Genomic DNA, 21324 nt, shown 5'->3' with positions numbered 1-21324 from the left:
CAGGGCGGGCCGGCCTGCGTTATCGTCTGCGGCCGGAGGGCGGTCCGGCAGGCGGCTGGGCCTGGGCCGCAAGCCCTTCCAGAATCGGGCATTCGGGGCGTTCATCGCCATGGCAATGGCGCGCCAGGGTCCGCAGGGTTGCGGCCATGCTTTGCAGGACGGCGGCCTTGGTTTCCAGTTCGTCGATATGGGCCATCGCCAGCCGTTTGACTTCCGCGCTGGCGCGGTGGCGGTCGCGCCACAGGTCGGTCAGATCCGCGATCTGGGCCAGCGAGAACCCCAGTTCCCGGGCGCTGCGGATGAATCTCAGGGCGTGCAGGTCGGCTTCGTCGTACAGGCGGTAGCCTGCGTCGCTGCGCCCCTGGGGCGAGAACAGCGCCTGGCTTTCGTAGTAGCGGATCATCTTGGGCGTCAGGCCTGTGCGGGCGGCGGCTTCGCCGATGGTGTGCAGAGTGTTCATCGGCGGTTCTCCCGGCGAATGTTCAAGGATTGCGTTTTCAGCCGCAGCGCATTGGCGACGACGAAGACGCTGGACAAGGCCATCGCCCCCGCGCCCAGCATGGGCGAAAGCTGCAGACCTGTCCAAGGATACAGGGCGCCGGCCGCCACGGGAATCAGGGCCGCATTGTAGGCAAAGGCCCAGAACAGGTTCTGGCTGATGTTGCGCAGCGTCTTGTGGGAGAGCGTGATGGCGCGGGCCACGGACGTCAGATCCTCGTTCATCAGCACCACGTCGGCCGATTCGATGGCCACATCGGTTCCGTGTCCCATGGCGATACCCGCATCGGCGGTGGCCAGGGCCGGGGCGTCGTTGATGCCGTCGCCGACGAAGGCCAGCGGCCCGATGGATCGTTGCAGTTCGCGCAGCCGTTCGGCCTTGTGTTCCGGCAGGGTCTGGGCGTGGACGATGTCGATCCCCAGATCCCGCGCCACGGCCTGGGCTGCGGCCGCATGGTCGCCCGTGATCAGGGCGGTCTTCAGCCCCTGCGCATGCAGTTGCTCGATCAGCGGGCGGGCCGATGGGCGCAGGGTGTCGGCCACGGCGACGATGGCCGCCAGGCGCCCGTCGCGGGCCACCAGGAAGGGGGTCTTGCCCGATTGCGCCAGGGATTGCATCTGTGTCAGCGCGGCGTCGGGGACCGTGACGGCGGCGTCCTGCATCAGGCGCAGGGACCCCATCAGATAATCACGCCCCTCGACCTGCGCTTGCACGCCCGCCCCGGTGATGGCCTTGAATTGCTCGGCGTCAGGGATGCGCAGCGCCTTGTCCCGGGCGGCCGTCCGGATGGCGTGGGCGATGGGATGCTCGGACCCGGTCTGGACCGCGGCCAGGGTGGCCAGCCAGCCTTCCGGGTCGCTGCCGTCCAACGGCAGCAGATCGGTCAGGGCGGGGCGGCCCAGCGTCAGGGTGCCGGTCTTGTCGAAGGCGACGATGCGCACGTCGCGCAGGCGCTGCAGCGCCTCGCCCTGCCGGAACAGGATGCCCAGGCCTGCGGCCCGGCTGGTGGCGACCAGAATCGAGATGGGGGTCGCCAGGCCCATGGCGCAGGGACAGGCGATGATCAGCACGGCGACGCCCGCCACCAGCGCGTGGGCGAGGGCGGGCGCCGGCCCCCAGATCCACCAGGCGGCGAAGGCCAGGGCCGCCAGCGCCATGACGGCCGGCACGAACCAGGCCGTCACCTGGTCGATCCGTTGCTGCACAGGCAGCTTGCCGGATTGCGCCTGCTCGACCAGGCGGATGATCTGGGCGAGCACGGTCTGCGCGCCGACTTCCGTGGCGCGCAGGACCAGGCTGCCCTGGGTGTTCAGGGTGCCGCCTATCAGGCGATCGCCCACGCGCCGGCTGGCGGGCAGGGGTTCGCCGGTGATCATGGATTCGTCCACCCAGGATTCGCCTTCCATCACCACGCCGTCCACCGGGATCTTTTCCCCGGGGCGGACGCGGATATCGTCGCCGCTGGCCAGACTGTCGATAGGCAGTTCGGCCCAGTCCTCGCCCCGGCGCACCCAGGCCGTGCGCGGCTGCAGACCGACCAGTTGGCGGATGGCGGAGCCCGCCCGGCCCTTGGCCCGCGATTCCAGCCAGCGACCCAGCAGGATCAGGGTGGCGACCACGGCGGCGGCCTCGAAATACAGGTGCCTGGATTCCGCAGGGAAGAGGGCGGGCGCCCAGGTGACGCCGGTGGAATACAGCCAGGCGCTGCCGGCGCCCAGCGCCACCAGCGTGTTCATGTCCGGTCCGCCGTGCGCCAGCGCCTTGGCGCCGCGTGTGAAGAAACTGCGTCCGGGGCCGGCCAGCACGGCGGTCGTCAGGGCGAATTCCAGCCAGGCCAGGGCCTGCCCGGGAAACAGATCCTGGATCAGATGGTGCAGTGCGGGAATCAGGTGGCCGCCCATTTCCAGGATGAAGACGGGCAGGGTCAGAACCAGCGCCCAGGCGAAGCGTTGGCCGGCCCGGGCATCCTCCGCGATCACGTCTTCTTCCGAGGCCGGACGGGAAGTGTCGAGCACCTGGGCCGTATAGCCGCGTTTGGCCACGGCGGCAATCAGGGCCTGAGGGTCGGCGCCGACGGGCGCCAGGGTGACGTGGGCCCGGCGCAGCGCCAGATTGACGCTGGCGTCCGCCACGCCGGGGACCGCCTTCAATGCGGTTTCCACGCGGCGCACGCAGGATGCGCAGGTCATGCCTTCGACGTCCAGATCGAGGTCGGCAAGAGAAGGGAGCGTGTTCATATCGGGTTCCTGATCATGAGGATGATTGTATGATCAAGCTTGACCTTATGGTAATGTCAAGGGCCTTGAGCTTACCACCCTGTCAGGGTTTAACATGCCTTTATCCCTTTCCCGGAGTCTTCCATGAAAACCGAATTCATCGTGTCCGACATGACCTGCAACCATTGTGTGCAGACGATTACCCAGGCAGTGCAGGCGATCGCTCCCGGCGCTGCGGTCTCCACGGACCTGGACACGCATCGGGTCGTGATCGAGTCGCCGGCGGATGCGGCCGCATTGCGGGCGGCCATCGCCGACGAAGGCTACGACGCTCAGCTCGCGTGAAGGGGGCGTCATGAGCATACGCATCGATTGTGACGTCGCAATCATCGGCGCGGGTTCGGCGGGCCTGCCGGCCTACCGCGAGGTGGTGAAAGCGGGGCTGAAGCCCTTGTTGATCGAAGGGGGCCCGCACGGCACCATGTGCGCGCGGGTGGGCTGCATGCCGTCCAAGCTGCTGATCGCCGCCGCCGAGGCCGCTGCCGCGATCCGCCATGCGCCGGGTTTCGGCATCACGGCGGCGGGCGCTCCCCGGGTGGATGGCGTGGCCGTCATGGACCGCGTGAGACGTGAACGCGATCGTTTCGTCGGTTTTGTCGTGGACGACGTCCAGGCCATGCCGCCCGAGCACCGGCTGGATGCCCGGGTGGAATTTCTGCGCGATGGCGTGTTGCAGAGCGATCAGGGGCATGAGATCCATGCTTCCCGCATCATCATCGCGACGGGCACCCAGCCCGTGGTGCCCGAGATCTACCAGCCCTTGGGAGAGCTGGCCGTCGTCAACGACGATGTGTTCGATTGGCGGGACCTGCCCCGCAGTGTGCTGCTGATCGGGTCGGGAGTGATCGGGGTTGAATTGGGCCTGGCCCTGGCGCGGCTGGGAGTGCGGGTGCGGCTGTTGAACCGCTCGGGCAGTTTCGCCCGTCTGGCGGACCCGGCGGTGCGCCAGGCGGCGGTGGATGCGTTGGCCCCCGAACTGAATCTGGTGCGCAACGCCCAGGTCAAATCGGTGCGGCGCGAGGGCGATCAGGCGCTGGTGAGCTGGTCGGTCGGCGATGGCCCGGAAACCCGGGAGCATTTCGACCGCGTGCTGCTGACGGCGGGGCGCAGGCCTGTGCTGGACTCCCTGCATCTGGAACGCACCAGCCTGCCTCTGAATGACCGCGGCATGCCCGTCATCGACCCGGCCACGCTGCAGGTGCGCGGACAGCCTGTGTTCCTGGCGGGCGACGTGACCGGCCGGCACGAAATCCAGCACGAATCCTCGGACGACGGCCGCGCGGCCGGTCGCAACGCGGCGGCCTGGCCCGACGTGCAGCCGCAGCCGCGTCGGGCCCCAATGGCCGTGGTCTTCAGCAATCCGCAGATCATGCAGGTGGGCGGCGGTTTCGGCGCGTACGATCCCGACACCATGGCGATCGGCGCGGTCGACTGGACTCGTCAGGGCCGTTCGCGCGTCATGTTGCGCAATCAGGGCCTGCTGCATGTGTACATGCGGCGTGCCGACCAGCGTTTCGTCGGCGCGGAAATGGTCGGCCCGGATGCCGAGCATGTGGCGCATTTGCTGGCCTGGGCTCTGCAGATGGAACTGACGGTGCCGCAGATGCTGAAGCTGCCGTTCTACCATCCCACGATCGAGGAAGGCATCCGCACGGCCTTGCGCGATGTGGCCAAGCAGGGGGGCTGAGAGGTTCCTGCGCTTTCCCTGGGGGGCTGATTGCCCGGGGCGGGCGCCGCGAGGCCCCGGCGACGCTGCCGGGGCTCGTTATTGCAGCATCGGCCGCAGGGCGGCCAGCAGATCTTCCTGGGATTCGCTGTCGGACGCCAGCCAGACCGCCTTGCCTTGCTGGTCGAAGGCGTAGATGCCCCGGCTGTGGGAGACTTCGTAGGGGGCGTTCGGCGCGGCGGAATCGGGGCGCTCGATCTGGTAGGCCACCCGGTAGCGGCGGGCCAGGGCCGCTATGGCGGATTCGTCGCCCGTCAGGCCGATGGCATGGCGGTCGAACTGGTCCACGTAGGTTTGCAGCACGTCGGGGGTGTCCCGGTGCGGGTCCACGCTGACGAACAGGATGCGGACCTGGTCGGCCTTGGGTCCCAGGGACTCCGTCACCTGCGCCAACTGCGCCATGGTGGTCGGACAGATGTCCGGGCAGCTGGCGTAGCCGAAGAACATCAGCACGATCTTGCCGGCAAAGGCCTGCTGGGTGACGGTGACATTGCCCGCGCCCTGCAGCGTGAACTTCAGGTCGGGCAGGAAACCGCGCACCGGATGAACGGCCGCCAGCGCCACGCCCAGGCCGCATGCCCACAGGACCAGCCCGGCCATCAGGCGCCGGCCATGGCCCGCATGGCGTCGGGACGCGCCCGATCGCGGCGCAGCGTCTGCGGACCGGTCCGCATCCGTCGGATCAGAGCGGCGCGCGGCCTGCGAGACGGGCGGCATTTTCACGCCTCCTCGACCAGCCCGCTGTGGCGCAGCAGGGGTTCGAGCGATGGGTCCCGACCCCGGAAAGCCCGGAAGGAATCCGCCGCCGGGCGGGCACCGCCCACGGCGATGATTTCGTCCAGGTAGCGGCGGCAGGTGTCGGGATCGAACACATTGCGGGTGCCATCCGCTTGGGCCTGGGCATGTTCCTCGAAGGCTGCGAAGGCATCGGCGGACAGGACCTCGGCCCATTTGTAGCTGTAATACCCGGCCCCGTAGCCCCCGGCGAACAGGTGCGAGAAGGCATGCGGAAACCGATGCCAGGCCGGTGGGATCAGGAGCGCGACTTCCTGGCGCACCTGATCCAGGGTATCGAGCACGGCGCTGATCGACAGGCCGTGGTCCTGCGTGTGGATCAGCATGTCGAAGAGCGAGAATTCCACCTGGCGCAAGGTCTGCAGGCCGCTCTGGAAATTGCGGGCGGCGGTCAGCTTGTCATATAGGGCGCGGGGCAGCGACTCGCCCGTATCGACGTGACGGGTCAGGGACCTGAGCACTTCCCATTCCCAGCAGAAATTCTCCATGAACTGCGAAGGCAGTTCGATGGCATCCCATTCCACGGCGGCAAATGCCGCCGCGGCGGGCTCATCCACCCGCGAGAGCAGGGTGTGCATGGCATGGCCGCTTTCGTGGAACAGCGTGATGACTTCGTCGTGGGTCAGCAGGGCTTCGCGGCCGTCGTGGGGGGCCGAGAAATTGCAGGTCAGCCAGGCCAGCGGCCGGTGCAGGGCATCGCCATGGCGGCGGCGGCTGCGTTCGCTGTCCACCCAGGCGCCGCCCTGCTTGCCGGGGCGGGCGTACAGGTCCATGCCCAGGCGGCCCAGTTCCTGGCCCTGAGCATCCAGCACCTGATAGATGCGGGCGTCGGGATGCCAGGCCGGGGCGTCGCAGGCTTGCAGGCGCACGCCGAACAGGGTCTGGATCACCTGGAACAGGCCTTTGAGCACCTGGGTTTCGGTGAAGTACGGGCGCAGTTCCTCGTCCGAATAGGCATAGCGTTGTTCACGCAGCCGCTCGGAGGCATAGGCGATGTCCCAGGGTTCCAGCGTGCTCAGTCCCAGGTGCTGCGCGGCGAAGCGGCGCAGTTCTTCCAGGTCGCGCTGGGCGCTGGGGCGGGCTTTGGCGGCCAGTTCGCGCAGAAAGCCCAGCACTTGGGGGGCGCTGTCGGCCATGCGGGTTTCCAGGCGCAGGGCGGCGAAATCGGCTTGCCCCAGCAGGGTGGCTTCTTCGGCTCGCAGCGCCAGCAGCGATTCGATGGATTCGGAATTATCGAAGGCCTGGTCGCCCTGGTCGGAGGCGCGGGTGCCGTAGGCGCGGTACACCGCCAGGCGCAGATCGCGATCCCGGGCATGTTGCATGATCGGCAGATAGCAGGGCATGTGCAGCGTCAGCTTCCAGCCGTCTTCGCCTGCCGCTTGCGCCAGTTGACGGGCGCTGGCGATGACGTTGTCGGGCAGGCCTTTCAGGCGGGTCTCGTCCGTGATCAGCAGGGACCAGCCGTCGGTGGCGTCCATGACGTTTTCGGAGAACTTCTGCGACACCTGGGCCTGCAGGTCGGCATTGCGGGCGTAGGTGTCGCGGGCCGGCCCCTGGAGTTCCACGCCGCTTAGGCGGAAGTCGCGCAGGGCCAGATCGACGATGCGCCGCCGGGTGGGGGACAGGCCGGCGTAGGCCGGGCCGGCCGCCAGCGCCCGATAGCGCTCATACAAGCCCCGGTGCAGGCCCACCCAGGTGGAAAATTCGCTCATCAGCGGCAGGCAGGCGTTGTAGGCCGCCCGCAGTTCCGGCGTGTTGACCACGCCGTTCAGGTGGCCGGCGATCGACCAGGCGCGGTGCAGGCGTTCGGAGGGATCTTCGATGGCCTCGACCAGGTTTTCCCAATCGGGCGCTTCCGGGCAGTCGGCCGCCTCGCTGATGGCGGCGCGAGTGTCGGCGATCAACGCGCTGATGGCCGGCTCGATGTGAGCGGGGCGCACGGCGCTGTAGTCGATGAAAGCCTCGGCCGGTGCGAGGAGGGGATTTTTTGCGGCAATCAGTGCGGATGTCATGGGCGGCACATGGGGGCGCAAGCCCCCGATTTCAAGTCTGTAGCGTGCGTTCGGCGGCTTCGAGGGTATTGACCAGCAGCATGGCGATGGTCATGGGACCCACGCCGCCCGGCACCGGCGTGATCGCGGCGGCCACCTGAGCGGCGGATTCGAAATCCACGTCGCCGGTCAGCTTGCCCGAGGGCAGGCGGTTGATGCCCACGTCGATGACCACGGCGCCGGGCTTGACCATGTCGCCCTGGACGATGCCGGGTTTGCCGGTGGCGACCACCAGCACGTCGGCGCGTCGCGTCTGGGCGGCCAGGTCGCGGGTCTTGGAATTGCATAGGGTCACGGTCGCGCCGGCCGCCAGCAGGAGCATGGCCATGGGCTTGCCGACGATGTTGCTGGCCCCGACGATGACGGCCTCGGCGCCGCGCAGCGGCACGTTTTCGGATTCCAGCATCTTCATGACGCCATAGGGCGTGCACGGCCGGAACAGAGGCCGGCCGGTCATCAGCAGACCGGCGTTGCTGACGTGAAAGCCGTCCACGTCCTTCGCCGCGCTGATGGTTTCGATGACCAGGCCCGTGTCGATGTGGCCGGGCAGCGGCAATTGCACCAGAATGCCGTGGATGGCGGGGTCCGCGTTCAGCGCCTCGATGACGTCCAGCAGTTCGCCTTCGGGGGTGTCCTCGCCCAGCGGGATGACGCGCGACAGCATGCCGGCGGCTTCGCAGGCCGCCGCCTTGTTGCGCACGTAGACTTGCGAGGCGGGGTTTTCGCCCACCAGCACTACGGCCAGTCCCGGCGTGACGCCCCGCTGTCCGAGCGCCTGGACCTGTCGCGTCACATCCGCGCGGACGCGCGCCGACAAGGCCTTGCCGTCGATGATGCGAGCGCTCATGATCCGGCTTCCTCGGTCCGGGTCAGGGCGATTTTCATCAGATCGGCCACGGTGGTGACTTCCAGCTTCTCCATGATGTTGGCGCGGTGGGCCTCGACCGTCTTGATGCTGATGTTGAGGTCGCCGGCGATCTGCTTGTTCAGGCGGCCGGCCACGATGCGCTCCAGCACCTGCTGTTCGCGGGCCGTCAGGCGCCCCAGCACCGCTTGCTGGTCGCGTTGCGCCTGGGCTTCCCGCACACGGTCCGTGGCCTGGGCCAGCATGCCGGCGACGATGCGCCGCAGGTCCGCTTCGTTGAACGGCTTTTCCAGGAAGTCGACGGCGCCCTTTTTCATGGTGGAAACGGCCATGGGCACATCGCCGTGACCGGTGATGAAGACGATGGGCAGGGGGGCCTTGCGCGCGATCAGGGTTTCCTGCAGTTCCAGGCCGCTCATGCCCGGCATGCGCACGTCGGCGATCAGGACGGCGGTCTGGTCCGGGTTGTAGGAGTCCAGGAATTCCTCGGCGCCCGCGAAACTGCGTACGGCGTAACCGTTGGCTTCGAGCAGCCAGCGCAAGGAGTCACGGACAGCCTCGTCGTCATCGACGATATAGATGATGCTGGAGACTTGAGGGTCGGTCATGCGTGCGTTTCCTCCGTGGATTCTGCTTGTGCGCTCGAAGGCGCCTTGGGCAGGGTGAAGCGGAATATGGTACCGCCTTCAGGGTTCGGGCTGGCCCAGAGGCGCCCGTGATGTGATTCGATAATGGTACGGCAGATATTCAGGCCCATGCCAAGGCCTTCTGATTTGGTGCTGTAAAAAGGCTCGAACAGGCGTTCCGGATTGCGCAGGCCATGGCCCCGGTCGATCACGGCGATTTCGATCTGCGGGTCCTGATCGGTGATGTTCACGTGCAGGCTGCGGTATTCGCTGTGCTCCATGGCTTCGACGCCGTTCTTCAGCAGATTCAGCAGCACCTGTTCGATCAGGATGGGATCGGCCAATACCTCGGGCATGGGGTCGGGCAGGCTCTGGACGATGTCGATCTGCCGTTTCCGGGCGTCGATGTCGGCGAAGCCCACGGCATTTTCCACAATGCGGGCGAGCCCCACCGCCTGGCGGCGCGGCTCGCTGCGTTTGACGAATTCACGGATGCGGCTGATGATCTTCCCGGCCCGCTCGGCCTGCTGGGATGCCTTTTCCAGCGCCTGCAGCAGCGATTCCGTGGGCGCTTTGCCGGACTTCACCATGGCCACGGCGGCCATGTTGTAGTTGCTGATGGCCGTCAGGGGCTGATTCAGTTCGTGCGCCAGGGACGAGGCCATCTCTCCCATGGTGGTCAGGCGGCTGGTCAGCTGCGCCTTTTCCTGTTGCACGCGGGATTCTTCCTCGTGCTTGCGTCGTTCGGTGATGTCGCGAGCCACCTGGAGGCGGACGCGCCGGGAATCCGTCCAGGCCAGCATGCGGTGATGAACCTCGAACCAGCGTTCGGCCGTGGGCGAGAACAGTTCCATGGTCTCGTCGGTGAATCGGCCCAGGCGTCCGCCCAGCAACTGCGCGTGGCCGCTGGTCTGGGCGCCGAACAGGCGCCGGTAGGTGCGGTTGGCGAACAGCAGTTCCAGGCCTTCAGGGGTGTCCGCAACCACGGAAATGGCGTCGTCCAGGCCCTCCAGCACGGTCATGAAGCGTTCATGCGCGGCGGTCAGGGCCTCGCGGATGCGTTTGGGTTCGGTGATGTCGGTCATGGACGTCATCCAGCCGATCTGTTCGCCGTTGGGGTCGCGCAGCGGCGACACGTACATGCGGGCGGTGAAGCGGGAACCGTCGCGGCGCTGGGCTTCGATTTCCAGGCCGCTGCTGGGGGTGCGGCCCGACAGCAATTGGGCCAGTGTTTCGCGATGATGGTCGTGGCGTCCGGGCAGCCAGTAGGGAAAGGGGGCGGTGCGGCCGATCAGGTCGGCCTCGTTCCAGCCGATCATCCGGCAGAATGCCGGGTTCACGTAGGCGATGCGGCCCTGCATGTCGAAGACCCGCATCCCGGTGGACATGGAGTTTTCCATGGCGCGGCGAAAGCCGGTCTCCGCGATCAGGGCGGCTTCGGCCTGGGTGCGAAAGCGGGTGTAGCGCCACAGGGCCAGCAAACTGAAGACAATCACCAGCGACAGGGCGAAGACCACCATCATCAGCCGCTGCTGCCGGGTTTCCTGGTCGATGGTGACGAACATCACGCTGTCGCTTTGCAGGCGCTGCAGCCAGATGAACGCCCCCATGACGCACAGGTACAGCACCAGCACGATCGCCGGCGTCAGCCAGTACAGACGACGGCTATGGCGGGCGTGCTCATAGAATGTCGTCGGAATCAGGGACTTGCGGTTCGGGTTTGCCATGGCCATGATGGTCTTGCGATTGCGCCATTTTAGACGCGAAATCACTATTCAATTTTTCACATAATAAAAATTCATACCACGAGGTGAAATTTCGCTTGTGCGGAACCGGGGTCTTTCCTAGAATGGGCACAGGTGCCGGACTCCTGGATGCATTCGTGTGCAGGACACCCTCAACATCCGGCGTAATTTCTGGCAGGCGCGATGTGTGGTCGCGCCCTCGAACCACACAGGAGACACTCCTCATGTCCTCTCTTGAACAAGCTCAGGCCGCCGTGGCGGATCCCGATCGGCAGGAAACCCAGGAATGGCTCGACGCGCTCGAAGCCGTGCTGGATCGGGAAGGCGCTGAACGCGCCCACTTCCTGATCGAAAGCCTGATCGATCTCGCCCGCCGTTCCGGCGCGCATATCCCGTATTCCCTGAATACGGCATATGTGAATACGATTCCTCCGGGGCTGGAGCCTCCGCACCCCGGCAACATGGTGCTGGAAGAGCGCATCCGCTCCTACATCCGCTGGAACGCCATGGCCATGGTGGTCAAGGCCAACAAGGTCGAGCCCGCCGATGGCGGCAGCCTGGGCGGCCACATTGCCTCTTTCGCGTCGCTGGCGACCATGATCGAATGCGGCCAGAATCATTTCTGGCACGCAGAATCCCCCGACCACGGCGGCGACCTGGTGTATTTCCAGGGTCACTCGTCTCCGGGCATGTATTCGCGCGCCTTCCTCGAAGGCCGTCTGACGGAAGAAAACCTGAACTATTTCCGCCAGGAAGTCGGCGGCAAGGGCAAGGGCCTGTCTTCCTACCCGCACCCGAAGCTGATGCCCGGCTTCTGGCAGTTTTCCACGGTGTCCATGGGCCTGGGGCCCATGATGGCCATCTATCAGGCCCGCTTCCTGAAATACCTCCATGCCCGCGGCCTGGCCAATACGGCCGAACGCAAGGTCTGGGTCTTCGTGGGTGACGGCGAAATCGACGAACCCGATACCCTGGCCGCCATCGGCCTGGCCTCGCGCGAAAAACTCGACAACCTGATCTTCATCGTCAACTGCAACCTGCAGCGTCTGGACGGCCCGGTGCGCGGCAACGGCAAGATCATCCAGGAACTGGAAGGCGCCTTCCGCGGTAACGGCTGGAACGTGCTGAAGCTGATCTGGGGCGGTTACTGGGATCCCCTGTTCGCCCGAGACAAGGAAGGCCTGCTGCGCCGCATCATGGAAGAAACCGTGGACGGCGAATACCAGGCCTACAAGGCCAACGACGGCAAGTTCGTGCGCGAGAAATTCTTCGGCAAGCACCCCAAGGTGCTGGAGATGGTCAGCCGCATGAGCGACGAGGACGTCTGGCGTCTGAACCGCGGCGGTCACGATCCGCACAAGGTCTACGCGGCCTTCGCCGCCGCTGCCGGCCACAAGGGCCAGCCGTCCGTGATCCTGGCCAAGACCATCAAGGGCTATGGCATGGGCCACGTCGGTCAGGCGAAGAACCCGACCCACCAGCAAAAGAAACTGGACGTCGATTCGGTGCGCGAATTCCGCGATCGTTTCAATATCCCCATCCCCGATGATCAGGTCGATCAGATTCCGTATTTCAAGCCGGCCGAGGACTCGCCGGAAATGAAATACCTGCACGAACACCGCAAGGCGCTGGGCGGTTATCTGCCGCACCGCCGCGCGAAGGCCGATCAGTCCCTGCCGGTGCCGGCGCTCGAAACCTTCAAGGCCGTGCTCGAACCCACGGCGGAAGGCCGGGAAATCTCCACCACCCAGGCCTTTGTGCGAGTGCTCAACCAGATCCTGCGCGACAAGGACCTCGCTCCTCGAGTGGTGCCCATCCTGGTCGATGAGTCGCGTACCTTCGGGATGGAAGGCCTGTTCCGCCAGATCGGGATCTACGCTCCCGAAGGCCAGAAGTACGTGCCTGTCGACAAGGGCCAGGTGATGTACTACCGCGAGGCGGAAAACGGCCAGCTGCTGCAGGAAGGCATCAACGAAGCGGGCGGTTTCAGCTCCTGGGTTGCGGCGGCGACGTCGTATTCCGTCAGCAACACCATCATGATCCCGTTCTTCATCTATTACTCGATGTTCGGGTTCCAGCGCTTTGGCGACCATGCCTGGGCGGCGGGCGACATGCTGGCGCGCGGTTTCGTGCTGGGCGGCACGGCGGGGCGAACGACCTTGAACGGCGAAGGCCTGCAGCACGAAGACGGCCACAGCCACATCCAGGCGTCCCTGATCCCCAATTGCGTGGCCTACGATCCGGCCTTCGCCCACGAAGTCGCGGTCATCATCCGCAGCGGCCTGCAGCGCATGATGCACGACCAGGAAGACGTGTTCTTCTACATCACTGTGATGAACGAGAACTATCCCCACCCCGGCCTGAAGGCCGGCGACGAGGACGGCATCCTGCGCGGCATGTACAAGCTGCAATCCAGCGCCAAACCGGCCAAGACCCATGTGCAGCTGATGGGTTCGGGCACGATCCTGCGCGAAGTCATGGCGGCCCAGGAACTGCTGGAAAAGGACTGGGGCGTGACTTCCGACGTCTGGAGCGCCACCAGCTTCACCGAATTGCGCCGCAACGGCCTGGATGTCGAGCGTCACAACCTGCTGCATCCGACAGAGCCGGCCCAGGAAGCCTACGTGACCCAGCAGTTGAAGGGCACCCAGGGTCCGATCGTCGTCTCGACCGACTACATCAAGGCCTATGGCGACATGATCCGTCCCTTCATCCCCGATGGACGCCACTTCAAGGTCCTGGGCACCGACGGCTACGGCCGTTCCGACTTCCGCTCCGAGCTGCGCAAGCACTTCGAGATCGACCGTCACTTCATCGTCCTGGCCGCGCTGCGCAGCCTGGCCGACGAGGGCACGATCGACATCAAGAAATGCGCCGAAGCCATTGCCAAATACGGGATTGAGTCCGACAAGGCCAACCCGCACCACGCCTGAGGAGGATGAGGAACATGAGTATCGTGGAAATCAAAGTCCCCGACATCGGCGATTTCGACCATGTCGATGTCATCGAGGTCCTGGTCGCCGTGGGCGATACGATTCAGGCCGAGCAAAGCCTGATCACCGTGGAGTCCGACAAGGCCTCCATGGAAATTCCCGCCTCGCAGGGCGGGGTGGTCAAGACCATCAAAATCAAGGTGGGCGACAAGGTTGCGGAAGGGTCCGTGATCCTGGAAGTGGAGGCCGCCGAAAGCGGCGCCGCAGCCGACAAGCCTGCCGACGACGCCCCCAAGGCGGACAAGGCGCAGGCCCAGCCGGCCTCCGAACCGGCTCCGGCCGCCAAGGCCGAGGCCGCGCCGGCGCCTGCACCTGCACCTGCACCTGCGCCGGCATCCGCGCCGGCCATGGCGTCCAGCGCGCCGGACCGCGCCTCGCCGACAGCCGCGTTCGCGGAGGCCGACGTGCCCTTGCGCAACCTGCCGCACGCGTCGCCGTCGGTGCGGCATTTCGCCCGCGAACTGGGGGTCAACCTGGCTCAGGTCGGTGGCACGGGGCCGAAGAACCGCATCACCGCCGACGATGTGCGGGCCTACGTCAAACAGGCCCTGGCCACGGGCGGCGCCAGTCCGGTGGGCTCGACGCTGCCGGCCGGCGAAGGCTTCAGCGTGCTGGGCTGGCCCAAGGTCGATTTCGCCAAATTCGGCGAGATCGAGTCCAAGCCGCTGTCGCGCATCAAGAAGATCTCCGGCGCCAATCTGCATCGCAACTGGGTCATGATTCCGCACGTCACCAACAACGACGTGGCCGATATCACCGACCTGGAAGCCTTGCGCCAGCAGTTGAACGCGGAAAACAAGAAGGCCGGCGTCAAAGTCACCATGCTGGCCTTCCTGATCAAGGCGGTCGTGGCTGCCTTGAAGAAATTCCCGGAATTCAATGCGTCCCTGGATGGCGACACCCTGGTGCTGAAGCATTACTACCACGTGGGTTTCGCCGCCGACACGCCCAACGGGCTGGTTGTGCCGGTGATTCGCGACGCCGACAAGAAAGGCGTGCTGCAACTGGCCGCCGAGACCGCCGAACTGGCGGCCCAGGCCCGCGACGGCAAATTGTCACCGGCTCAGATGCAAGGCGGCTGCTTCTCGATTTCGTCGCTGGGCGGCATCGGCGGCACCGACTTCACGCCCATCATCAATGCGCCGGAAGTGGCCATCCTGGGGGTGTCGCGCTCTGCCATGCAGCCTGTCTGGGACGGTGCGGCCTTCCAGCCGCGCCTGATGCTGCCGTTGTCGCTGTCCTACGATCACCGCGTGATCGACGGGGCCGCCGCCGCGCGCTTCAACGCCTATCTGGCCGGCCTGCTGGCGGACTTCCGCCGCATCATCCTGTAAGGGGGCACGCATGAGTCTGACTGACATCAACGTTCCGGACATCGGCGACTTCGATCAGGTCGACGTGATCGAAATCCTGGTGGCCGTGGGCGATACCATCGCGCCCGAGCAAAGCCTGATCACGGTGGAGTCCGACAAGGCCTCCATGGAAATCCCGGCCGATCAGGGCGGGGTGGTCAAGGAAATCCTCATCAAGGTCGGCGATAAGGTCGCGCAGGGCACCGCCATCCTGCGTGTCGAATCCCAGGGCGGCGGCGACAAGGCTGCGGCGGATGCCGCATCCGCGCCCGTCGCGCCTGCCGCTGCTGCGGCCGCACCCGCGGCTGCCCCTGCAGCTCCGAGCGCTCCCCTGGCGGGCCCCGCGCCCGCCCAGTACACCGGATCGGCGGACGCCGAGTGCGATGTGCTGGTCCTGGGCGCCGGACCCGGCGGTTATTCGGCCGCCTTCCGCGCCGCCGACCTGGGGCTGAAAGTCCTTCTGGTCGAGCGCTACGCCACGCTGGGCGGGGTCTGCCTGAATGTGGGCTGCATTCCCTCCAAGGCGCTGCTGCATACCGTGGGCGTGCTGGAAGAGGCCAAATCCCTGTCGGAACACGGCATCAGCTTCGGCGAGCCCAAGATCGACCTGGATGCCTTGCGCGGCTACAAGGATAGCGTGGTCGGCAAGCTGACCGGCGGCCTGGCGGGCATGGCCAAGGCCCGCAAGGTCACTGTCATCCAGGGCGTCGGCGCCTTCGCCGATCCGCATCACCTGACGGTGACCAAGGACGACGGCAGCAAGACCACGGTGAAGTTCGCCTCGGCCATCATCGCCGCCGGCAGCCAGTCCGTGAAGCTGCCGTTCCTGCCGGACGATCCGCGCATCGTCGATTCCACCGGGGCGCTGGCGCTCAAGTCCATCCCCCAGCGGATGCTGATCATCGGCGGGGGCATCATCGGCCTGGAAATGGGTACGGTCTATTCCGCGCTGGGCGCCCGCCTGGATGTCGTGGAAATGCTGCCGACGCTGATGACGGGCGCCGACCGCGACCTGGTCAAGGTCTGGGACAAGATGAACGCCCGGCGTTTCGATCACTCCATGCTCAAGACCAAGACGGTAGCCGCCGAGGCCAAGGACGATGGCATCTGGGTCACCTTCGAAGGCGAGGCCGCGCCGAAGGAACCCCAGCGTTACGATCTGGTCCTGCAAGCCGTGGGCCGCGCGCCCAATGGCAAGAAGATCGGCGCGGAAAACGCCGGGGTGTCGGTCAGCGACCGGGGCTTCATCGAAGTCGACAAGCAGATGCGCACCAATGTGCCGCACATCTACGCCATCGGCGACATCGTGGGCCAACCGATGCTGGCCCACAAGGCCGTGCACGAAGCGCACGTCGCCGCTGAAGTCATTGCGGGTGAAAAGGCCTATTTCGACGCCCGCGTGATTCCGTCCGTCGCCTACACGGACCCGGAAGTCGCCTGGGTCGGCTTGACCGAGGAAGAAGCCAAGAAGCAGGGCGTCGCCCTGAAGAAAGGCCTGTTCCCCTGGCAGGCGTCCGGCCGGGCCATTGCCAATGGCCGCGACGAAGGGTTCACCAAGCTGCTGTTCGACGCCGAGACCGGCCGCATCCTGGGTGGCGGCATCGTCGGCACCCACGCGGGCGATCTGATCAGCGAAGTGGCCCTGGCCATCGAAATGGGCGCGGATTCCGTGGATATCGGCAAGACCATCCACCCGCACCCGACCCTGGGCGAGTCCATCGGCATGGCCGCTGAGGTCGCCGACGGTCACTGCACGGATGTGCCGCCGGCGCGGAAGAAGTAAAAGGGCCCCCACGCTGCGCGGCCTGCGGCCGCTTGCTGTCCACCTCGCGGCCAGCATGCCGCTCGGATTCGTCAGGCGCGGGTCAGGCCGCAGGGGCTGTCCTGTGTCCGGGCCCATCCCGGCAGCCGGATCCCTTGGTGGCTGGCAGTACAGGCAGTGGGGGTGTCCGGCGTTCTTCTCAGCGGTAGGTGCTAATATCGGCACCTGCCGTTTTCTTTGTGATTGTCATTCTCATGTCATCGATTGCTCCCGCCCATGGCGCTGCGCTGGCCGACTGGCTGGCCTATCTGGAAACCCTGCATCCCAAAGCCATTGATCTGGGTCTGGATCGCATCCGGACCGTGGCCCAGCGCCTGGAATTGTCGCTGGATTGCGTCAAGATCACCGTGGCGGGCACCAATGGCAAGGGTTCCACCTGCGCCATGCTGGAGGCCATCTTGCTGGATGCGGGTTATCGGGTCGGGCAATACACCTCGCCGCACCTGCTGCGCTTCAACGAACGCATACGCATCAATGGCCAGGAAGCCTCGGATGCCGAGATCGTTGCGCAGATGGAACGCATCGAGGCCGCCCGCGGCGATACCACGCTGACCTATTTCGAGATGACGACGCTGGCTGCCTTGCTGCTGTTCCAGGCTTCGAATCTGGAGGTAGTCGTGCTGGAAGTCGGATTGGGCGGGCGCCTGGATGCCGTCAATCTGATCGACACGGACTGCGCCATCCTGACCAGCGTGGACCTGGACCACATGGCCTATCTGGGCAATACCCGCGAGGCCATCGGTTGGGAAAAGGCGCACATCTTCCGTCCCGGCAAACCGGCGATCTGCGCCGATCCCGTGCCGCCCCAGACCGTCATCGACTACGCCGCTGAAATTGGCGCGAACCTGTGGCGCTTCGGCATCGATTTCAACTATTCCGGCGATCGCCAGCAATGGGCCTATGGGGGACGCAGCCAGCGTCGCAATGCTCTGGGCTATCCTGCCCTGCGCGGCGCCAACCAGCTGCTGAACGCATCGGCCGCTCTGGCCGCTCTGGAAAATCTGCGCGATCGGCTGGTGGTCACGCAGCAGAACGTGCGCCAGGGCCTGCTGCACGTCAGCCTGCCCGGACGCATGCAGATCCTGCCGGGGCTGCCGGCCACGATCCTGGACGTCGGCCACAACCCTCATGCGGCCGCCACCCTGGGGCAGAATCTGGACAGCATGGGGCACTATCCGCATACCTATGCCGTTGTCGGCATGCTGCACGACAAGGATATCGGAACCACGTTGTCGCGCCTGTCGCGACGGGTGGATCGCTGGTTGTGCGCGACGCTGGGCGGGCCGCGCGGGACCACCGGCCAGGAACTGGCGGATATCGTGCATCGCATCACCGGCGATACGGCCCCTGTGGATCCCTTTGTCGCCCAGGCGGCGGAGATCAAGCGCGGCGATCAGAAGCCCGGTGTGCGGGCGACTCCCCGGCAGGCCGTGCCGGCGCAGGATGTACAGGTTTCCACATTTGACAGTCCGGAACAAGCCTTTGCCGAAGCCCGGAAGCTGGCAGGCGACAATGATAGAATTCTCGTGTTCGGGTCATTTGCGACGGTCGGCCCGGTACTTCAGGTCCTGCGCCAGGAAGGCAGGGACGTCCTCTCTTGACCGGGCGGGAACGTCGCCCGCCCTTGCTAACGGGTAAGCTGCACGATGCTTTTTCGTCATGGGACTGACACGGGGAAACGCACGACGCGTTCCGGTGGCACCAGCGAGGTTCAGCTGAAAGAACTGCGCAGCAAGGCGCGCCGTCGCCTGATTGGCGCGCTGGCCTTGGTGCTGGCCGCCTTCATCGTGGTGCCCTGGCTGTTTGACGAGCCCGTGCCGGACGACACGCATGCTCCCGTGGTGGTGCCCGCCACGCCTGCGGGCTTGCCGCCGCCTTCCAGCGCCCCGACGCCTGCGGAAACCACCGCGCCTGCCACGGCTTCACCCGCCGAAGGCGCTCCGGCCCAAGGCAACGGGCAGTCCGGGGGGGCTGTCGAGACCCCCGGAGGAACACTCGCCAATGGCGCCCAAAATGGGCAGCAAGCGGCCGCTGCGCCGCCTGCCACGGTGCCGCCCGCGGCCCCGGAAACACCGGCGACACCCAAACCTCCAGCTCAGCCGGCCGCGCCCCCCGCAGTGTCCAAGGCGCCCGTCGAAGCGGAAAAACCGGCCAAGCCCAGCGCCAAATCCAGCGAACGCACCGATGACGGCTCTGTGGCATTGGCCCTGCTGTCGGGCAAGTCGCCGTCCACTCCGCGCGGCAACGCGGCAGCGGCGTCCGGGCAGGGGCGCTACTACCTGCAAGTGGCGGCCTACACGACCGAACAGGATGCCCAGAACCGCCGCGACAGCCTGCGCCAGTCGGGGGTGACGGATGCCTACGTCGAACGCGGGCAATCCGGCGGACGCACGGTTTACCGCCTGCGCGTGGGGCCGTTCGGATCGCACGAGGCCGCGCAGGCGGCCCAGGCCCGCTTGCGGGCGCTGGGTTATCAGAATGGCCTGATCTCCGACAAGTGACCAGTTTCGACTATATCGTCCTGACGATCGTGGTGGTGTCCAGCCTGATCGGCCTGCTGCGCGGCTTCCTGCGGGAAGTCCTGTCGCTGGTCGCCTATGTGGCGGCTTTCGTCGCCGCCATCTGGTGGGGGCCGACGGCATCGCTGTGGCTCGATACCCTGATCGAAAACGGCCTGCTGCGCACGCTGGCTGCCTATGGGGCGGTGTTCATATTGGCGTTGCTGGCGGTCGGGCTTCTGAATATGGCCCTGGGCGCGCTCGTGGACCGCACCGGCCTGACCCCTGCCGATCATGGCCTGGGGGCCGTGTTCGGCGCGGTGCGCGGCCTGGTGCTGGTGCTGGCGCTGGTCGGCCTGGCCGGCTACACCGAGCTGCCCCGCGAGCCCTGGTGGCAACAGGCCCGCACGTCGGCGGCGCTGACCAGGGGTTTTCAGCAAGTCAAATTTCTGCTGCCCGCCGATGTGGCGCAGCTACTTCCTTATTAGTTCGGAACTCAACCATGTGTGGAATCGTCGGCGTCATGGGCACCAGCCCGGTCAATCAGCTGATTTACGACAGTCTGCTGCTGCTGCAGCACCGGGGCCAGGATGCCGCCGGCATCGCCACGGCGCACGACCAGTTCTTCAGTATGCACAAGGCCCATGGCCTGGTGCGCGACGTCTTCCGTACCCGCAACATGCGAGCCTTGCCCGGCAACAGCGGGGTGGGGCAGGTGCGCTATCCCACGGCCGGGTCCAGCGCCAGCGTGGACGAGGCCCAGCCGTTTTACGTCAATGCGCCGTTCGGCATCACCTTCGTGCACAATGGCAACCTGACCAACTGGCGCGAACTGCGCGAGGCCCTGTTCAAGCATGACCGGCGCCACATCAACACCAATTCGGATTCCGAAGTCCTGTTGAACGTTTTCGCCCATGAGCTGCAGCAGGCGTCCAACGGCGTCACCCTGGATGCCAATGCGGTCTTCCAGGCGGTGAGGGCGGTGCACCGCCGGGCCAAGGGCGCCTACGCCGTCATTGCCCGCATCAGCAGCTTCGGCCTGGTGGCTTTCCGCGATCCGCACGGCATCCGCCCGCTGTGCCTGGGGCGCCACGATACGGATGCGGGCCCCGAGTGGATGCTCGCCTCTGAATCGGTGGCCCTGACGGGCAGCGGCTTCACCCTGGTGCGCGATGTCGCTCCCGGGGAAGCGCTGGTGATCACCGAGGACGGCGACGTCAGCCACGAACTGTGCGGAGATCCCGATGCCGCGCAGACTCCCTGTGTGTTCGAATACGTCTATTTCGCCCGCCCGGACTCGGTCATGGATGGGATCTCCATCTATGACGCCCGCTTGCACATGGGGGAATACCTGGCCGACAAGGTCGCCAAGACCTTGCGGCTGGGCGATGTGGACGTGGTGATGCCGATTCCGGATTCATCCCGGCCTTCAGCCATGCAGCTGGCCTCGCAGCTGGGGCTGAACTACCGCGAGGGCTTCATCAAAAACCGCTATATCGGGCGAACGTTCATCATGCCCGGCCAGGCGGTGCGCAAGAAGTCCGTGCGCCAGAAACTCAGCGCGATCGATCTGGAGTTCCGGGGCAAGAACGTGCTGCTGGTGGACGACTCCATCGTGCGCGGCACGACCAGCCGGGAAATCGTGGACATGGCCCGGGCGGCCGGGGCTAACAAAGTCTATTTTGCGTCGGCCGCCCCGGCCGTGCGGTACCCGAACGTCTATGGCATCGACATGCCGACCCAGGCTGAATTGATCGCCACGGGCCGCGACACGGATCAGATCGCCCATGAAATCGGCGCCGACAGCCTGGTCTACCAGGACCTGGAGGATCTGGAGCAGTCGCTGCGCGACCTGAACCCGGCCCTGCGGGCCTTCGAGTCATCGTGCTTCAGCGGCCGCTATGTGACGGGCGACATCGATGCCGCCTATCTGGAGCGCCTGAGCCAGACGCGAGGCCTGCCGATCCGATCCGGTGCGATGACGCCCGCCCTTTCGGACGATAGCTGAATCCACGTTCACGCGGGCGGGAGGCCGATGGGGGTTCCCCCGATCGGTCGTCCTGGCCCCGCCCGCGG

16 protein-coding genes are annotated in these 21324 nt (G+C 66.1%); 9 read left to right on the top strand and 7 right to left on the bottom strand.

The features are described from left to right. Positions 1–19: 19 nt before the first annotated feature. Both cueR and WBG56_RS07375 read right to left on the bottom strand, forming a co-directional pair. A complete protein-coding gene (cueR, locus tag WBG56_RS07380; protein ID WP_424266778.1) occupies positions 20–460 on the bottom strand; it encodes a Cu(I)-responsive transcriptional regulator in 441 nt (146 codons plus the stop codon). Continuing rightward, positions 457–2736 carry a heavy metal translocating P-type ATPase gene (locus WBG56_RS07375; protein WP_424266776.1) on the bottom strand — a complete coding sequence of 760 codons (2280 nt, stop codon included), beginning with the start codon at positions 2734–2736 and terminating at the stop codon, positions 457–459. Before WBG56_RS07375 ends, cueR begins: the two co-directional genes overlap by 4 nt. A gap of 123 nt (positions 2737–2859) precedes the next feature. On the opposite strand from WBG56_RS07375, the gene WBG56_RS07370 reads away from it, so the two are divergent. After that, on the top strand, positions 2860–3060 hold the full coding sequence (locus WBG56_RS07370) for a heavy-metal-associated domain-containing protein (protein WP_424266774.1): 201 nt from the start codon (positions 2860–2862) through the stop codon (positions 3058–3060). Positions 3061–3070: 10 nt separating this feature from the next. Next, entirely contained in the window at positions 3071–4462 is a 1392-nt protein-coding gene (locus tag WBG56_RS07365; protein ID WP_424266772.1) for a dihydrolipoyl dehydrogenase, read from the top strand. Between the two features lie 78 nt (positions 4463–4540). Here the strand turns inward: WBG56_RS07365 and WBG56_RS07360 are convergent, their stop codons facing one another. From WBG56_RS07360 to WBG56_RS07340, 5 genes are all read right to left on the bottom strand, one after another. Next, positions 4541–5101: an SCO family protein gene (locus WBG56_RS07360; RefSeq protein ID WP_424266846.1), complete on the bottom strand. Its 561-nt coding sequence runs from the start codon at positions 5099–5101 to the stop codon at positions 4541–4543. A gap of 119 nt (positions 5102–5220) precedes the next feature. Beyond that, a complete protein-coding gene (locus WBG56_RS07355) occupies positions 5221–7308 on the bottom strand; it encodes a M3 family metallopeptidase (RefSeq protein ID WP_424266771.1) in 2088 nt (695 codons plus the stop codon). 31 nt (positions 7309–7339) lie between these two features. Continuing rightward, positions 7340–8194 carry a bifunctional methylenetetrahydrofolate dehydrogenase/methenyltetrahydrofolate cyclohydrolase FolD gene (folD, locus tag WBG56_RS07350; protein ID WP_424266769.1) on the bottom strand — a complete coding sequence of 285 codons (855 nt, stop codon included), beginning with the start codon at positions 8192–8194 and terminating at the stop codon, positions 7340–7342. Then, complete coding sequence (locus WBG56_RS07345; protein WP_424266767.1) at positions 8191–8820, bottom strand: response regulator transcription factor; 630 nt, start codon at positions 8818–8820, stop codon at positions 8191–8193. Before WBG56_RS07345 ends, folD begins: the two co-directional genes overlap by 4 nt. Further along, complete coding sequence (locus WBG56_RS07340; protein ID WP_424266844.1) at positions 8817–10565, bottom strand: PAS domain-containing sensor histidine kinase; 1749 nt, start codon at positions 10563–10565, stop codon at positions 8817–8819. Before WBG56_RS07340 ends, WBG56_RS07345 begins: the two co-directional genes overlap by 4 nt. 242 nt (positions 10566–10807) lie before the next feature. Between WBG56_RS07340 and aceE the strand changes: the two genes are divergently transcribed. From aceE to purF, 7 genes are all read left to right on the top strand, one after another. After that, positions 10808–13516, top strand: coding sequence for a pyruvate dehydrogenase (acetyl-transferring), homodimeric type (gene aceE, locus WBG56_RS07335; protein WP_424266765.1), 2709 nt, complete (start codon positions 10808–10810; stop codon positions 13514–13516). A 14-nt stretch (positions 13517–13530) separates the two neighbouring features. Beyond that, positions 13531–14910: a dihydrolipoyllysine-residue acetyltransferase gene (aceF, locus tag WBG56_RS07330; protein WP_424266763.1), complete on the top strand. Its 1380-nt coding sequence runs from the start codon at positions 13531–13533 to the stop codon at positions 14908–14910. A 10-nt stretch (positions 14911–14920) separates the two neighbouring features. Further along, on the top strand, positions 14921–16711 hold the full coding sequence (gene lpdA / locus WBG56_RS07325; RefSeq protein WP_424266761.1) for a dihydrolipoyl dehydrogenase: 1791 nt from the start codon (positions 14921–14923) through the stop codon (positions 16709–16711). Positions 16712–16944: 233 nt separating this feature from the next. After that, positions 16945–18351 carry a bifunctional tetrahydrofolate synthase/dihydrofolate synthase gene (gene folC / locus WBG56_RS07320; protein ID WP_424266759.1) on the top strand — a complete coding sequence of 469 codons (1407 nt, stop codon included), beginning with the start codon at positions 16945–16947 and terminating at the stop codon, positions 18349–18351. A gap of 45 nt (positions 18352–18396) precedes the next feature. Continuing rightward, on the top strand, positions 18397–19251 hold the full coding sequence (locus WBG56_RS07315) for an SPOR domain-containing protein (protein ID WP_424266757.1): 855 nt from the start codon (positions 18397–18399) through the stop codon (positions 19249–19251). After that, on the top strand, positions 19248–19736 hold the full coding sequence (locus WBG56_RS07310) for a CvpA family protein (RefSeq protein ID WP_424266755.1): 489 nt from the start codon (positions 19248–19250) through the stop codon (positions 19734–19736). The genes WBG56_RS07315 and WBG56_RS07310 overlap by 4 nt, the downstream gene beginning before the upstream one ends. Positions 19737–19750: 14 nt before the next feature. Then, the gene (gene purF, locus WBG56_RS07305; protein ID WP_424266753.1) at positions 19751–21256 is read left to right on the top strand and encodes an amidophosphoribosyltransferase; all 1506 of its coding nucleotides are present in this window, start codon (positions 19751–19753) and stop codon (positions 21254–21256) included. Positions 21257–21324: the final 68 nt, after the last annotated feature.

It is taken from the genome of Castellaniella sp. (genome assembly GCF_049671645.1).
Lineage (GTDB): Bacteria > Pseudomonadota > Gammaproteobacteria > Burkholderiales > Burkholderiaceae_B > Castellaniella.
This window is presented reverse-complemented; position numbering and strand designations above follow the sequence as displayed.